Origin of the sequence: Streptomyces sp. NRRL S-118 (assembly GCF_000716335.1) — a bacterium.
Lineage (GTDB): Bacteria > Actinomycetota > Actinomycetes > Streptomycetales > Streptomycetaceae > Streptomyces.
This window is the reverse complement of the sequence record NZ_KL591014.1, coordinates 10,277-24,983: the sequence shown is the minus strand read 5'-3', so window position 1 is coordinate 24,983 and position 14,707 is coordinate 10,277. Positions and strand designations below refer to the sequence as shown.

Below are 14,707 nucleotides of genomic sequence, written 5' to 3'. Positions count from 1 at the left end.
GTGAGCGGTTCGCGGGCCTCCGGCACTGTGCCGGGGGCCCGCTCCTTCGTTCCGGCAAGCACCCGTTCGGTGAAAGAGGCCGAAAGGGGCTGCCGCGCGGACGGGGGTTTTGGCAAGATCCCCGGATGGAGCACGTACGAGACCTCCGACTGCTGCCCAAGGCCCATCTGCACCTGCACTTCACCGGGTCGATGCGGCCCGCCACCCTGCTCGAGCTCGCCGACAAGTACGGCGTCCACCTCCCCGAGGCGCTGACCGGGGGCGAGCCCCCGAGGCTGCGGGCGACCGACGAGCGAGGCTGGTTCCGTTTCCAGCGGCTGTACGACATCGCCCGGTCCTGTCTGCGCGCGCCCGAGGACATCCAGCGGCTGGTGCGGGAGGCGGCCGAGGAGGACGTGCGCGACGGTTCGGGGTGGCTGGAGATCCAGGTCGACCCGACGTCGTACGCGCCGCGGCTGGGCGGTCTCATCCCGGCGCTGGAGATCATCCTGGACGCGGTCGACGCGGCGTCGCGCGAGACCGGGCTGGGGATGCGGGTGGTCGTCGCGGCGAACCGGATGAAGCACCCGCTGGACGCCCGCACCCTGGCCCGGCTCGCCGTCCGGTACGCGGACCGGGGGGTGGTCGGGTTCGGTCTTTCGAACGACGAGCGGCGCGGCATGGCCCGCGACTTCGACCGGGCCTTCGCGATCGCGCGGGAGGGCGGCCTGCTGGCGGCGCCGCACGGCGGCGAGCTGACCGGGCCGGCCTCCGTGCGGGACTGTCTGGACGACCTGGGGGCGCGGCGGATCGGGCACGGCGTGCGGGCCGCGGAGGACCCGCGGCTGCTGCGGCGGCTGGCCGAGAAGGGCGTGACCTGCGAGGTGTGCCCGGCGTCCAACGTGGCGCTCGGCGTGTACGAGAAGCCGGACCAGGTGCCGTTGCGGACGCTGTACGACGCCGGTGTGCCGATGGCGCTGGGGGCGGACGACCCGCTGCTGTTCGGCTCGCGGCTGGCGGCGCAGTACGAGATGGCGCGCGTGCACCACGGTTTCTCGGACGACGAGCTCGCCGAGCTCGCCCGCCAGTCGGTCCGGGCGTCCGCGGCGCCGGAGGACGTCAGGGGGAAGCTGCTGGCGGGGGTCGACGACTGGCTGGCGGCCGGCCCGGCGGCCTGAAGTGCCGGTGGGGCGGCCGCGCCCGGAAGGCGATGTCGAGCTCGGTGCGGCGCCGGGAGCCGTCCGGCGCGAGAAGCGGCGTGAGCGACGCGACCAGGGCGTCCACGCCCTCGGCCGCCCTCTCGTGGTGCGGCCCGAAGCCCGCGGCGTGCTCCAGCTTCCCGCAGGCGGCGGCGAAGACGTCGCGGGAGCCGAAGAGGAACAGGGTCTGCGCGTGGACGGCCGGGCGCAGCCGGTCGGGTCCGTCGCGGTGCTCGCTGCGCTCCCACCAGGCGGCCGCGTGGGCGGCCGTGCGCCGCTCGTCGGTGCGGACGGTCAGCGGGGTGCCATGGGTCGACCTGCGGCGCAGTTCCGGCCAGGCGGAGGGGCGCAGGCCCAGGGAGTGGTGGGCCAGGACCAGGTCGACGGGTACGCCGGGGGCGTACTGCCGGGGGATGCTCCGCCGCAGCGGTACGTGGACGACGGTGTGCCGGGAGAACGCGGCGAAGGCGAACAGCGCCGCGAGCCGGGAGAGCCCGTCGTGGTCGCCCACCAGGTATCCCCAGCCCTCCAGGGGGTCGCTGAGGGTGGTGTGCCGCAGGGCCGGCCGCGGGACCACGATCCGGTGCTCGTGGGGGCCGGTGCGCGGCCGGAACCGGGTGAGCGTCAGTCGCATGGGACGAGCCTGGCCGTCGGACCCGTGTGCCGGCAACGGGATTCCGGCCGGCGCGGGGCGCCGGCGGTCAGAGGGAGACGCCGACCGTCACCGGCTCGTTGACGAGGGTCACGCCGAAGGCGTCCCGGACCCCCGCGACGACCTCGCGTGCCAGGGCCAGGAGGTCCTCGGTGGTGGCCTCGCCGCGGTTGGTGAGGGCCAGGGTGTGCTTGGTGGAGATACGGGCCGGTCCGGAGCCGTACCCCTTGGTGAAGCCCGCCTTGTCGATCAGCCAGGCCGCCGAGGTCTTGACCCGCCCGTCACCGGTCGGCCAGGCGGGCGGGGCGACGTCCGGGCCGAGGCGGTCGTGGACACGGGCGAGGAAGGTCTCGTACGCGGCCTCGGGGAGGATCGGGTTGGTGAAGAAGGAGCCGGCGGACCAGGTGTCGTGGTCGTCGGGGTCCAGGACCATGCCCTTGCCCGCGCGCAGGGCGAGCACCGTCTCGCGCGCGGTGGCGGCCGGGACGCGGTCGCCGGGCTCGACGCCCAGGGCGCGGGCCGTCTCGGCGTACCGGATCGGGGCGCTCATGCCCTGTGCGTCCTCCAGCTCGAAGCGGACGCGGAGCACCACGAAGCGGTCGGGGTGCGCCTTGAAGCGGCTGTGGCGGTAGGAGAAGTCGCAGGCGGCGTTGGGGAGGGTCACCGTCTCGCCCGCGCGGCGGTCGTACGCCACGACCTCCGTGATGGTCGCGGAGACCTCCTGGCCGTACGCCCCCACGTTCTGGATCGGCGTGGCGCCCGCCGAGCCGGGGATGCCGGCGAGGCACTCGATGCCCGCGAGACCCGCTTCGACGGTGCGCGCGACCGCGTCCGTCCAGACTTCGCCGGCCGCCAGTTCCAGCCGGGTGCCGTCCAGGGTGAAGCCGCGGGTGGCGATGCGCAGGGCCGTTCCGTCGAAGCCCTTGTCGCCGATGACCAGGTTGGAGCCGCCGCCGATGATCAGCAGCGGGGTCCCGGCGGCGTCGGCCTCTCGCACGGCGGCGACGACCTCGTCGTCGGTCGTGGCCGTGAGCAGCCGGGTGGCGGGGCCGCCGAGCCGGAAGGTGGTCAGCGGGGCGAGGGGAGCGTCGTGGAGTTCCTGCACGGGCTCAAGACTACGGGTCGGGTACGACGGCGACCGCGCCTCGGCCCCGGTACGGATGCCGGGGCCGGCAGCCGGCGTCGGCCGGCCGGGCCGGCTGTGCGGGGGCGGGGGTGCGCCGCACCCCCGTACAGCCGCGCCGTGGGGCCGGTCCGTCAGGCGAGCCGGACGACGGCCCGCGACATCCCGAGCACCTTCTGCCCGGCGCTCATCGCGGTCAGGTCGACCCGGACCCGGTTGTCGTCCAGCTTGGCGCCCACCTTGGCGCTGACCTCGATCAGCGCGCCCGTGTCGTCGTTCGGGACGACGACCGGCTTGGTGAAGCGCACGCCGTACTCGACGACCGCGCCGGGGTCGCCGGTCCAGTCGGTCACCACCCGGATCGCCTCGGCCATGGTGAACATGCCGTGGGCGATGACGTCCGGCAGGCCGACCCCGACGGCGAACTTCTCGTTCCAGTGGATCGGGTTGAAGTCCCCGGAGGCACCCGCGTACCGCACCAGCGTCTCGCGGGTGACGGGGAAGCTCTGCGCCGGCAGTTCGGTGCCGACCTCGACGTCGTCGTACGCGATCTTCGCGGTCATCGCGTCACACCTCCTCGGCGGCGCGCGCCACCAGCTTCGTCCAGGCGGTCACGACGTGCTCGCCGGCCTCGTCGTGCACCTCGCCCCGGATGTCCAGGATGTCGTTGCCGGCGAGCGACTTGATCGACTCGATCGTCGAGGTGACCGTGAGCCGGTCCCCGGCCCGTACGGGACGGCTGTACGCGAACTTCTGGTCGCCGTGCACCACCCGGCTGTAGTCCAGCCCCAGCTGGGGGTCCTCGATGACCCGCTCCGACGCCTTGAACGTGACCGCGAACACGAACGTGGGCGGGGCGATCACCTCGGGGTGACCGAGCGCCTTGGCGGCCTCCGTATCGGTGTACGCCGGATTCGTGTCGCCGACCGCCGCGGCGAATTCGCGGATCTTCTCCCGGCCCACCTCGTACGGCGCGGTGGGCGGATAGGTCCGCCCCACGAAGGACTGGTCGAGCGCCATGGACTCGCTACCTCCTGCTGGTTTTCCCTGTACAACGACACGAGGCCGCCCCCGGGTGGGGACGGCCTCGTGTACGAGCCTGTTTCAGCGCGTCTCGCGGTGCGCGGTGTGCGCGTTGCAACGCGGGCAGTGCTTCTTCATCTCAAGACGGTCCGGGTTGTTACGCCGGTTCTTCTTGGTGATGTAGTTCCGCTCCTTGCACTCCACGCAGGCCAGCGTGATCTTCGGGCGGACGTCGGTGGCAGCCACGTGAGTGCTCCTATGACGGACGGATGGACGGGTGAACGCAGAAAAGAGTAGCCGATCGAAGGACCGACCCTGCAATCGGCTACTTTCAGTGAGTAGCGGTGACCGGACTTGAACCGGTGACACAGCGATTATGAGCCGCTTGCTCTACCGACTGAGCTACACCGCTGCGATGCCTGGATCACCTCGCCCGGAGGCGAGGATCACCGAACATCAGAGCCCCAATACGGAATCGAACCGTAGACCTTCTCCTTACCATGGAGACGCTCTGCCGACTGAGCTATTGGGGCGAGCGATGAAGACATTACACGGTCGGCCGCCGTTCGCCCAAATCCGATTCCGGGTGCCGGAGCGCCCCCCGACTCGCCCGTCCCGTACGCCACTCGCGCCCCACGCCGGTACGACTATTGCGCTCCTCCTCGAAGCCCCGTGGCACGGCCCCTAGGCTCGCCTCACGCTGCGTGATCTTGCGCCTCCGCGCCCGAGCCCCGCCAGGAGCCAGATGTCCTCCGACAGCAAGCAGCCGCACCCACCCGAGGGCACCGCCGCCGACACGACCACGCTGCTGCTGTGCGGCGCGCGCCTCACGGACGGCCGGACCGTCGACGTGCGCCTCGGCGGCGGGCGCATCGAGGCCGTCGGCACGGTCGGCAGCCTGCCCTCGCCCGGCGCACGCGTCGACCTGAGCGGCTACCTCCTGCTCCCGGCGCCCGCCGAGCCGCACGCCCACGCCGACACGGCCCTGAGCGCCGACTCCCCCGGCCCCGTCTCGTACGCCACCGAGGACGTGCAGCGCCGCGCCACCGAGGCCGCGCTGCTCCAGCTCGGCCACGGCGCGACCGCCCTGCGCGCCCATGTGCGCATCGGCGACGTGCAGGGCCTGGGGCCGCTGGAGGCGGTGCTGCAGGCACGCCGCTCGCTGCGCGGGCTCGCCGACCTGACCGCGGTCGCCGTCCCCCGGCTGCTGACGGGCGTGGCGGGCGCGGACGGCCTCGCGATGCTGCGCGACGCGGTCAAGATGGGCGCGTGCGTCGTCGGCGGGCGCCCCGACCTGGATCCGGACCCGATCGGGTACGCGGAGGCGGTGCTGGAGGTGGCGGCCGAGCACGGCTGCCCCGTGGACCTGCACACGGACGGGGGGGACCCGGTCCGTCTGGCGCGGCTGGCGGCGATGGCCGGCGGGCTGCGGCCCGGCGTGACCATCGGGCCCTGCGGGGCCCTGGGGCGGCTGCCGGCGGACGCGGCGGCCCGGGTGGCGGACCAGCTCGCGGCGGCGGGTGTGACGGTCGTGTGCCTGCCGCAGGGCGGCTGCGCCGGCACCGAGGTGCGCGGCGTCCCTCCGGTACGGCTGCTGCGGGCGGCGGGCGTGCGGATCGCGGCCGGGAGCGGGGCGCTGCGGGACGTGGCCAACCCGGTGGGGCGGGCCGATCCGCTGGAGGCGGCGTACCTGCTGGCCTCGCAGGGCGGGATGGGCGCGGAGGACTCGTACGCGGCGGTGAGCGGGGCCGCGCGGGAGGCGATGGGGCTGCCGGCCGTGCGGGTGGAGGCGGGGTTCCCGGCGGAGCTGCTGGCGGTGCGCGGGGACCGGCTGCCGGGCGTGCTGTCACTGGCGTACAGCCGGATCGTGGTGCACCGGGGGCGGGTGGTGGCGAGGACGAGCGCGGTGCGGGAGTACTGCGACTCGGCGGCCGCGCTCGAACTGCCGCGCCAGGGACGGCCGGACGCCCGCCCCTGAGGGGGGCGCGAGCGGCACACGACCCGTTCCCGGGCGGTGCGTGCGCGATTTCGCCGCCGGGGTCGTACGGTCGGGAGCATGCGCATTGTCATCGCTGGAGGACACGGTCAGATCGCCCAGCGGCTGGAGCGGCTGCTCTCGGCCGGCGGGCACGAGGTCGCGGGCGTCATCCGCAACCCGGAACAGGCGGACGCCCTGCGCGCGGCCGGCGCCGAACCGGTCGTCCTGGACCTGGAGTCGGCCACCGTGGAGATGGTCGCGGCCGCGCTGCAGGGCGCGGACGTGGCGGTCTTCGCGGCGGGTGCGGGCCCGGGCAGCGGCGTCGAGCGGAAGCACACGGTGGACCGCGGCGCGGCGGTGCTCTTCGCGGACGCCGCGGAACGGGCGGGGGTGCGGCGCTACATCGTCGTCTCGTCGATGGGCGCGGACGCGGACCACCCGGGTGACGAGGTCTTCGACGCGTACCTGCGGGCCAAGGGTGCGGCGGACGACTACGTACGGGCCAGGTCCGGCCTGGACTGGACGATCCTGAAGCCCGGCATGCTGACGAACGACGCCGGGACCGGGCTCGTCCGGCTGGAGGCGTCGACGGGGCGCGGACCAGTGCCCCGCGACGACGTGGCGGCGGTACTGGCCGAGCTGGCGGAGACCCCGGCGACCGCGGGCCTGACGCTGGAGCTGGTGAGCGGGTCCGTGCCGGTGTCGGTGGCCGTCAAGGCCGTGGCGGGCGAGTGATGGCCGCCGGGCCCGTGGTGGAGGAGCGCGCGGAACAGCCGTACGTCTTCATGCGCCGCACGGTGACGATGGACGGCTTCGCGGAGGTCGCCGACCGGCTGCCCGAGCTGGTGGGGTGGCTGGCGGCGCGGGAGATCGCTATGACGGGCGCGCCGTTCTTCCGTTACAACTGCCTCGACCCGGCAGGCGAGTCGGAGGTGGAGGCGGGCATTCCGGTGGCCTCGCCGCTGCCGGAGCCGGAGGGCGACGTCGGCATGGCGCTCCTCCCGGCCGGCCGCTACGCGACGCTGCTCCACCGCGGCCACCCGGACGGGCTGGGGGACGCGGCCCGGACCCTGCTGGAGTGGGCGCGCGAGCGGGGCCTGGCGTGGGACATGCGGGAGGTGGACGGCGTGGAGCGGTGGGGCTGCCGCATCGAGTCGTACCGCACGGACCCGCGCGTCCAGCCCGACCCGTCTCAGTGGGAGACGCAGCTGGCCTTCCGGCTGGCCGACTGACTCCCCGCCGGTCGCTCGGCTCCCGCTCCCCCCTGAAAGCCCGCGCCCGGCCCCACGTCCGCCGTCTTCCGCCGGGCGGCCCTGCTCCACGCCGTTCCGTAAGCAGCGGCACCACCCCTGTCGATCCGTGTTGCCGCGGGTCGACAGGGGTGGCGCATCGCGCGACGGGGCGGGACGCGACATGTCGTCCCTGTATCGCCCACAGACCCGGGGCAGTGGCCCAGGACGGTCAGGACGTCGCTGCGCACGGTGGCGCATCACCCTTCGCGGGGCACGGCGTCACCGCTCCACGTGCAACGCGCCGTCACGAAGGGCCGAGCGCCCTTGGAGTCGGGTGGCGGCGCAGGCAGTCGCGATGGTCGACGACGCCTCGTCGTGAGCCTTCTCTCGCGTGACCGATCAGCCCCATGCGGGGGCGGCGAACATGCTGGCCGCGGTGTAGCCCGAGTGGGGGTAGGCGGCGCCCCAGCTGGCAGCCTCGGGCTGGGTGCGCGGGAAGTCCGCGGCCACCAGCGTCGCCAGATCGAAGTAGGCCTGGCGGGTTCGTGGCTTCATCTGCTCCAGATCGACCTCCGAGCCCGTGGCGAGGTGCTCGTCGAACGGAATCATCACCACGCCCCGGCAGCGGGCGCGGAAGTGGTCCACGACATCGTTCACCTTCACCAGCTTGCTCTTCTGGCGCGGCTCGGAGATCACGGTGATGCTCCGCTGGACGAGGTCGTCGTAGTGGTGCGCCCTGAGCCAGTCCAGGGTGGTGCTGGCGCTGGTGGCACCGTCGACACTGGGTGTGGCGACCACGATCAGCTGGTCCGCGAAATCCAGGATGCCCCGCATCGCACTGTGCAGCAGACCGGTTCCGGAGTCGGTCAGGACGATCGGATAGTGCTGCCCGAGGCAGCCGACCACCCGTCGGTAGTCTTCGTCATTGAACGCCGTGGAGAGCGCAGGGTCCGCGTCGTTGGCCAGGATCTCCAGCCCGCTCGGTGACTGCGAGGTGAAGCGCCGTACGGCCATGTAGTTGTCGATACTCGGGAGCTCGGCCACGAGGTCGCGGATGGTGGCGCTGGTCTCGCAGCGCACTCGCCGGCTGAGCGTTCCCGCGTCCGGATTGGCGTCGATCGCGACGACGCGGTCCTGGCGCTCGGTAGCGAGGGTCGCGCCCAGGGCGGTCGTGGTGGTCGTCTTTCCGACTCCGCCCTTGAGGCTGATGACGGCGATCTTGTGGCACCTGATCACCGGAGTACGGAGGATGGCCAACTTCTGCTCGCGCTCCCGCTCCGCGCCCCTGCCGCCGATGCGCAACCGGCTGAGGCCGCGACGGCCGCTGGGCCGGGTGCGCAGCAGACGGTCGGAGGAAAGCTCAACCGCAGCACTGCGGCCCAGGAGCCCCATCCGGCCACCCCGGTCGGGCCCCGGCCAGAGCGCCGGACCGGGGTGAGCCGGTGGGCTGTAGTACGGCGGCATTCCGGGAGCGCCGTGCGGCACGCGCGCCCGGTCGACATAGGAATGGGCCAAAGGCTGTTCTGCGCCGGGGCCGAGCGGGGCGGGCACTGCGGGCTGGTGCTCCGCCGCGGCGCGCGGCGGCAGGGTCTCGTTCGCGGACAAGGTCTCGTTCGCGCCCCGCGTGCCGGCCCCCGCTTCCGTCGACACGGCGTCCCGGGGCTCGCCGGGGGTACCCGAGGCGGGCGGCGGGAGGTCGGGTCCGTCGGCGACGTCTGGCGTCCTGTCGGGTGCGGGACCGTCGACGGAGGTGTCGCGATCGTTGGTCACAGTGGGTCCTTTCGACTGAGTGAGGGTTCCGTCGGGCACTGGAGCGGCGGGGCGACCGCGGTGTTCCCCGGCCGGTGGTCGGGGCTGTCTGCCGAACCGATGAGGTGGGGCTTCCGCATCGAGGAGGACGCGGGGGGGAGCTGTAGTGACCGGCGGTGTCCCCACCGCCAGGGTCCTGATCCGAGGCTCGGACGAGCCGGCGACGAGCATGCGGCCGGTATCACCCCCAGGGCGGGGTGCCTGGCTTTGCGCGGGGCCGAGTGCGAAACGCATGCCAGGGCCGGGAGGGAGGGCACGTTGCCCGTGACGGGGCAGAACGGCCCCACCCGCGCGGTCCGTCACGGGCTTTAGGAGGCCGGGTGACGTGGGCGGCACGGCGAGAGGGCTCGGCGGGTCGGCGCGGACGAGCGTGCCGTCCCGGGAGAACGTCAGGCCGAGGGCTACGAACTGCTCCACCGTCAGCACCTGTTTGTCCCCGCGCGGGGTGTGCGGGCGCCCATGCCACGACGCGTTCCTGCCGTTGCCGAGCCCGACCGACGGCGCATCCGTGGCGCGATAGCGCGGATCGGCCCGGAGAGCGTGCTGAACCTCGGGCGGGACCTCGAGTCGGCTGCGCACGCGGAACTGTCCTGCCTTCAGGTTCTCCGCTCGCTGCAGCTGCACCTTCAGCGGCCCTACGAACGAATAGCGCTGTTGATCGGCGTACGCACGCAGCTCCAGGACCAGTTTCTCGCCGAGCATGACCAGGCACGCACTCAGCAGTTCGTGATCGCCCGGACTGAGTTCGACTATGAAGCCGTTGGGAGCGATGGTGCAGTCCCGGTTCCAGATCCTGGCGTTGATGTCGCACTCGCGCCTGAGAGCGCCGATGAATTCCATGGGCTGGACCGCAGATTTGAACACCTTGGCGAAGGTTCCGTTGACCAAGTTCTCGAAACGCTGTTCGATTTTGTTCAGCGTCCCCATTGCAGCCTCCGGGGTGCGACTCTGTCGCGGCGGTCATATGAAGTGAAGATTGCCGGTAGTAGCTGTATTGCCACACAAAGCGATCAAGCGCGATGTGCTGCCATAGTTCACCGGATCGATGGCCCGTGGTGGGCGCCCCGGCGGTGTCCCCAACAAGGCGGCTCAGCCCCCTTGACCTGGCCTTTTCCACCGGGATCACCCAGGTGCCGCAGAGCAGGCCCTACAGCCCGTCCGGCGGAACAGGGCCGGACGGGCCCGAAGCCGTGCGTTCACGGTCCGCGGCGCTGCCCGGGCCAGGGTCCCTGCCGCCTTCGGCGGGTATCGGGTGCTCTGCGAGCACGGCAGTACGGAGCCGGAGCCGAGGCGATCCGCACCGTGGTCGAGCGGGGCCCGGCGCTCGGGATCGTGACTCCGTCACCGCGCCGACGGTCCCCGGCCGCGTCGCGGGACCGGTGACCACCCGCCTGCCGGCGGACTCGGCCAGGTCACGTGCTCGCCGGCGCGATCGGCGGACGGGACCCGCGTCGACACCGCCCGCAGTACCGGACAGAGCCGGCGCGCGGCTCGTCACAGCGAGCGCAAGGGCGAGCCCCGGCCGTTGCGTGGCTCCCGACGCGGCATGGTCCAGGAGAGCGGGTACGGGGAAGTCCGGGCGTCCGCACGTCAGCACGCAGGAACCCCAAGCCGGCAAGCACCCCTATGACCTTCGCCGCGCCGCCGTTTCCGCCCGGCACGGCCCCGGGGTGGAACCCCGGCTCGGCGCCCAGCAGGCCGCCCGCCCTCCCGGTTCCTGACGGGCGGCGAACGCCAGGAGTGCGGCTCGGTCGAACCGCACCGCGCCGGCATCCCGGCAGGGGCCCGATGGGGCGGGCGACCGTCCACCGAGCCGTCCGGACTTCCTGGCAGAGGGGGATCGAGCGGGAACGGCGAGACAGCTCCCGTTCCGGTCTCACGTACGCAGAACGGCCCCTGATGCGCGCTTCCGCATATCAGGGGCCGTCTTCATCGCGTGGCGGCGCCAGGATTCGAACCTGGGTAGGCTAAGCCGACGGATTTACAGTCCGCTCCCATTGGCCACTCGGGCACACCGCCATGGGACGTCGCCGTGGAGACGGCCGCTCTTGCGCGGTGCTCCCTGGCAACGACGTAAACAATACCTGATGCCGGGGGGTGCTCCGCCACCGGATTGATCAGCGCTCGGGGCGTGTACGGGTGGCTAGGCTTTGTCGCACCGATACGCACCGACCCAAGGAGCCACAGGACATGGCCGACTCCAGTTTCGACATCGTCTCGAAGGTCGAGCGGCAGGAGGTCGACAACGCCCTCAACCAGGCCGCCAAGGAGATCTCGCAGCGCTACGACTTCAAGAACGTCGGGGCCTCCATCGCCTGGTCCGGCGAGAAGATCCTGATGCAGGCGAACTCCGAGGAGCGGGTCAACGCCATCCTCGACGTCTTCCAGTCCAAGCTGATCAAGCGCGGCATCTCGCTGAAGGCGCTGGAAGCCGGTGAGCCGCAGCTGTCCGGCAAGGAGTACAAGATCTTCGCGTCGATCCAGGAGGGCATCTCCCAGGAGAACGCCAAGAAGGTGGCGAAGATCATTCGCGACGAGGGTCCCAAGGGCGTCAAGGCGCAGGTGCAGGGGGACGAGCTCCGGGTCAGCTCGAAGAGCCGGGACGACCTGCAGGCCGTGATCGCGCTGCTGAAGCAGCAGGACTTCGACTTCGCGCTGCAGTTCGTGAACTACCGGTGATCCCTGCTCCTCACCACCGGTGACGGGTGTGAAGCGCGGGCGGCGCGTGAGGCGCCGACGGGCGGATCGGGGGCGGACGCGGCCGGGTGGCCCGTCCGCCCCCGCCCGTTCCCGCGCCGTGCCGGACGCTCCGGGTCTTCGTGTCCGAATCCCGCCAGCCCGCGGTGGACGGGCGCCGCAGACTGGTGGGGCGGACGGGGACGATGGAGCGTGAGGGAAGGGCAGGACCAGCCATGACGGTGTACGCGTACGTCGAGGGGCCGCTCGGCGAGATGCTGCTGGTCGGCGAGCCCACGGCCGACGGGACGCTGCTGGCCTCGCTGTCGCTGCCGGGGCAGAAGGGCGGCGCGGTCGTCCGGGAGGGGTGGCGGCACGCGCCGGAGGCGTTCGAGGAGATCGCCGGACAGCTCGCCGCGTACTTCGCCGGACGGCTGACGCGCTTCGACATCCCGTGGGCCGGCGGGGCCGGTACGGAGTTCCAGCGGCGCGTGTGGCGGGCACTGGAGGACATCCCGTACGGCGAGACCGTGACATACGGGGAGATCGCCGCGCGTGTGGGGGCGCCCGGGGCGGGGGTGCGGGCCGTCGGTACCGCGATCGGGCGCAACCCGCTGCTGGTCGTACGGCCGTGCCACCGGGTCATCGGGGCCGACGGGGCGCTGCGCGGTTACGCGGGAGGGCTGGAGCGCAAGGAACGGCTGCTGGGGCTGGAGGGGGCGCTCGCCCCATGACCGAGGTGCCGTTCGCGGCCGGGCTGTTCCCGGTGGAGCCGTTCCGGGCCGCGCGTGGGCGGAGCGAAGTCGCCCCCGGAGCGGTGCACGTACCGGGGTGGCTGTCCGTGGAGCGGCAGCGGGCCCTGGTCGAGGCGTGCCGGGGGTGGGCGCGCGGACCGGTGCCGATGCGGCGGACGGTGCTGCCGGGCGGCGGCGTGATGTCCGTCCGCACGGTGTGCGTGGGCTGGCACTGGCAGCCGTACCGCTACAGCCGCACCGCCGACGACGTGAACGGCGCGCGGGTCGCGGCGTTCCCCGACTGGCTGGGGGACCTCGGCCGGGCGGCGCTGCGGGAGGCGTACGGGGACGACGGCAGCCATGACGTCTACGCCCCGGACACCGCCTTGGTCAACTTCTACGACGGCGGCGCCCGGATGGGCATGCACCAGGACAAGGAGGAGCGGTCCGGTGCTCCGGTGGTGTCGCTGAGCGTCGGTGACCGCTGCGTCTTCCGGTTCGGCAACCCGCGGACGCGCGGGCGGCCTTACACGGACGTGGAACTGGCGTCCGGGGACCTGTTCGTCTTCGGCGGGCCCTCGCGCTTCGCGTACCACGGCGTGCCGAAGGTGTGTCCCGGCACGGCCGACCCGGCGGTGGGGATGGTGTCGGGCCGGCTGAACGTCACCCTGCGGGAGACGGGCCTCGCCCCGGGGGGTCAGCGTGAGCGGGAGTGGCCGAACAGGAGCCGGTAGACGATCAGCAGCACGAGCGAGCCGCCGATGGCCGCGGCCCAGGTGGCGCCGTCGTAGAACTCGTTGGTGATGGGGCGGTCCAGGTAGCGCGCCGACAGCCACCCGCCGACGAAGGCGCCCGCGATGCCGATGAGGGTCGTGCCGATCAGGCCGCCCGGGTCACGGCCCGGGAGCAGGATCTTGGCGATGACCCCGGCCAGCAGCCCGAGGACGATCCAGCTGATGATGCTCATGCCGTGAACCTGCCTTTCGTACGGTGTTGTCCTGCAGGACGCCCGCGGCACGACCAGTGGTTGCGGGCCTCAGTAGGGTGCGGCGCATGACAGGGGAACTGCGGAGGTCGCTCGGGGTCTTCGACGCGGTGGTCATCGGGCTGGGTTCGATGGTGGGGGCCGGTGTCTTCGTGGCGCTGGCACCGGCCGCGGAGGCGGCCGGCAGCGGGCTGCTGCTCGGGCTCGCGCTCGCCGCGGCGGTGGCGTACTGCAACGCCATGGCGTCGGCCCGGCTGGCGGCCCGCTACCCGGCTTCGGGCGGCACCTATGTGTACGGTCGCGAGCGGCTGGGTCCTTTCTGGGGCTTTCTGGCGGGCTGGGGCTTCGTCGTCGGGAAGACCGCCTCCTGCGCGGCGATGGCCCTGACGGTCGGCGCCTACGTCTGGCCGGAGCAGGCGCACGCGGTGGCGGTCGCGGCGGTGGTGGCGCTGACCGCCGTGAACTACGCCGGCGTGCAGAAGTCGGCGTGGCTGACCCGCGCCGTGGTGGCGGTGGTCCTGGCGGTCCTGGCGGCGCTGGTCGTCTCCTCCCTGGGGTCGGGCACGGCGGACTTCGGGCGGCTGGAGCCGGCCGGGGACGTGACGGCGGGCGGGGTGCTGCAGGCGGCGGGGCTGCTGTTCTTCGCGTTCGCGGGGTACGCGCGGATCGCCACTCTTGGCGAGGAGGTGCGGGACCCGGCACGGACGATCCCGCGGGCGGTCCCCCTGGCGCTGGGCATCGCGCTCGTGGTGTACGCGGGCGTGGCGGTCTCCGTCCTGTCGGTGCTGGGCGTGCGGGAGCTGGCCGGGGCGGCGGCGCCGCTCGCCGAGGCGGCGCGGGCGGCGGGTGCCGACTGGCTGGTGCCGGTGGTGCGGGCGGGCGCGGCGGTGGCGGCGCTGGGCTCGCTGCTGGCGCTGATCCTCGGGGTGTCCCGGACGACGCTGGCGATGGCCCGGGACGGCCATCTGCCGAAGGCCCTCGCCGCCGTCCACCCCCGCTTCCAGGTGCCGCACCACGCGGAACTGGCCGTGGGGGCCGTCGTCGCGGTGGTGGCGGCGACGGCGGACGTGCGCGGGGCGATCGGCTTCTCGTCGTTCGGGGTGCTCGCCTATTACGCGATCGCCAACGCCTCGGCGTGGACGCTGGGCACGTACCGGGTCCGCTTCCTGGCGGCAGCGGGCCTGGCGGGGTGCCTGCTGCTCGCCTTCGCCCTGCCGGTCTCCTCCGTCCTGGCGGGCGCGGCGGTGCTGGCGGCGGGCGCTGTGCTGTACGCGGTCCGGCGCGGCTAGGGTCTGTCGTTCGGACCAGGCTGGATCA

The 14,707-nt window shown here is 73.0% G+C and carries 15 protein-coding genes and 3 tRNA genes; 8 read left to right on the top strand and 10 right to left on the bottom strand.

The features are described from left to right. Positions 1-125: 125 nt before the first annotated feature. A complete protein-coding gene (locus IH00_RS0123000) occupies positions 126-1,157 on the top strand; it encodes an adenosine deaminase (protein WP_031076586.1) in 1,032 nt (343 codons plus the stop codon). Here IH00_RS0123000 and IH00_RS0122995 read toward each other — a convergent pair. The 7 genes from IH00_RS0122995 to IH00_RS0122965 form a co-directional block, all read right to left on the bottom strand. Further along, positions 1,099-1,812 carry a hypothetical protein gene (locus IH00_RS0122995; protein WP_031076584.1) on the bottom strand — a complete coding sequence of 238 codons (714 nt, stop codon included), beginning with the start codon at positions 1,810-1,812 and terminating at the stop codon, positions 1,099-1,101. The genes IH00_RS0123000 and IH00_RS0122995 overlap by 59 nt on opposite strands. A 67-nt stretch (positions 1,813-1,879) precedes the next feature. Then, entirely contained in the window at positions 1,880-2,935 is a 1,056-nt protein-coding gene (locus IH00_RS0122990) for a UDP-N-acetylmuramate dehydrogenase (protein WP_031076582.1), read from the bottom strand. 152 nt (positions 2,936-3,087) lie between these two features. After that, positions 3,088-3,516, bottom strand: a complete 429-nt coding sequence (locus tag IH00_RS0122985; RefSeq protein ID WP_031076580.1) for a MaoC family dehydratase — start codon at positions 3,514-3,516, stop codon at positions 3,088-3,090. A gap of 4 nt (positions 3,517-3,520) precedes the next feature. Further along, the gene (locus IH00_RS0122980) at positions 3,521-3,973 is read right to left on the bottom strand and encodes a MaoC family dehydratase N-terminal domain-containing protein (RefSeq protein ID WP_031076579.1); all 453 of its coding nucleotides are present in this window, start codon (positions 3,971-3,973) and stop codon (positions 3,521-3,523) included. Between the two features lie 84 nt (positions 3,974-4,057). Then, entirely contained in the window at positions 4,058-4,222 is a 165-nt protein-coding gene (gene rpmG, locus IH00_RS0122975; RefSeq protein WP_003948671.1) for a 50S ribosomal protein L33, read from the bottom strand. Positions 4,223-4,315: 93 nt separating this feature from the next. Next, positions 4,316-4,388, bottom strand: a tRNA-Met gene (locus tag IH00_RS0122970). Positions 4,389-4,436: 48 nt separating this feature from the next. Beyond that, positions 4,437-4,509, bottom strand: a tRNA-Thr gene (locus tag IH00_RS0122965). Positions 4,510-4,721: 212 nt separating this feature from the next. On the opposite strand from IH00_RS0122965, the gene IH00_RS0122960 reads away from it, so the two are divergent. The 3 genes from IH00_RS0122960 to IH00_RS0122950 all read left to right on the top strand — a co-directional run bounded on the left by IH00_RS0122960 (position 4,722) and on the right by IH00_RS0122950 (position 7,186). Beyond that, positions 4,722-5,954 carry an amidohydrolase family protein gene (locus tag IH00_RS0122960; RefSeq protein WP_031076578.1) on the top strand — a complete coding sequence of 411 codons (1,233 nt, stop codon included), beginning with the start codon at positions 4,722-4,724 and terminating at the stop codon, positions 5,952-5,954. Between the two features lie 78 nt (positions 5,955-6,032). Beyond that, positions 6,033-6,689, top strand: coding sequence for an SDR family oxidoreductase (locus tag IH00_RS0122955; protein WP_031076577.1), 657 nt, complete (start codon positions 6,033-6,035; stop codon positions 6,687-6,689). After that, entirely contained in the window at positions 6,689-7,186 is a 498-nt protein-coding gene (locus IH00_RS0122950) for a GyrI-like domain-containing protein (protein ID WP_031076576.1), read from the top strand. Before IH00_RS0122955 ends, IH00_RS0122950 begins: the two co-directional genes overlap by 1 nt. Before the next feature lie 399 nt (positions 7,187-7,585). Here the strand turns inward: IH00_RS0122950 and IH00_RS0122945 are convergent, their stop codons facing one another. Together IH00_RS0122945 and IH00_RS0122940 are read right to left on the bottom strand one after the other, a co-directional pair. Next, on the bottom strand, positions 7,586-9,922 hold the full coding sequence (locus IH00_RS0122945) for an FhaA domain-containing protein (RefSeq protein WP_031076574.1): 2,337 nt from the start codon (positions 9,920-9,922) through the stop codon (positions 7,586-7,588). A 1,010-nt stretch (positions 9,923-10,932) separates the two neighbouring features. Next, positions 10,933-11,014 (bottom strand) — tRNA-Tyr (locus tag IH00_RS0122940). Positions 11,015-11,185: 171 nt separating this feature from the next. Here IH00_RS0122940 and IH00_RS0122935 point away from each other — a divergent pair. From IH00_RS0122935 to IH00_RS0122925, 3 genes are all read left to right on the top strand, one after another. Beyond that, positions 11,186-11,674 (top strand): YajQ family cyclic di-GMP-binding protein, encoded by a 489-nt coding sequence (locus IH00_RS0122935; protein WP_031076571.1) that lies wholly within the window; start codon positions 11,186-11,188, stop codon positions 11,672-11,674. Positions 11,675-11,907: 233 nt separating this feature from the next. Continuing rightward, positions 11,908-12,405: a methylated-DNA--[protein]-cysteine S-methyltransferase gene (locus IH00_RS0122930; protein ID WP_031076570.1), complete on the top strand. Its 498-nt coding sequence runs from the start codon at positions 11,908-11,910 to the stop codon at positions 12,403-12,405. Beyond that, positions 12,402-13,139, top strand: coding sequence for an alpha-ketoglutarate-dependent dioxygenase AlkB family protein (locus IH00_RS0122925; protein WP_052411579.1), 738 nt, complete (start codon positions 12,402-12,404; stop codon positions 13,137-13,139). Before IH00_RS0122930 ends, IH00_RS0122925 begins: the two co-directional genes overlap by 4 nt. On the opposite strand, the gene IH00_RS0122920 is transcribed toward IH00_RS0122925, so the two are convergent. Beyond that, positions 13,103-13,372 carry a GlsB/YeaQ/YmgE family stress response membrane protein gene (locus IH00_RS0122920; RefSeq protein ID WP_031076566.1) on the bottom strand — a complete coding sequence of 90 codons (270 nt, stop codon included), beginning with the start codon at positions 13,370-13,372 and terminating at the stop codon, positions 13,103-13,105. The two genes, IH00_RS0122925 and IH00_RS0122920, sit on opposite strands and share 37 nt — an antisense overlap. Positions 13,373-13,458: 86 nt before the next feature. On the opposite strand from IH00_RS0122920, the gene IH00_RS0122915 reads away from it, so the two are divergent. Then, entirely contained in the window at positions 13,459-14,679 is a 1,221-nt protein-coding gene (locus IH00_RS0122915; RefSeq protein ID WP_031076565.1) for an APC family permease, read from the top strand. The last annotated feature ends 28 nt before the right edge of the window (positions 14,680-14,707 follow it).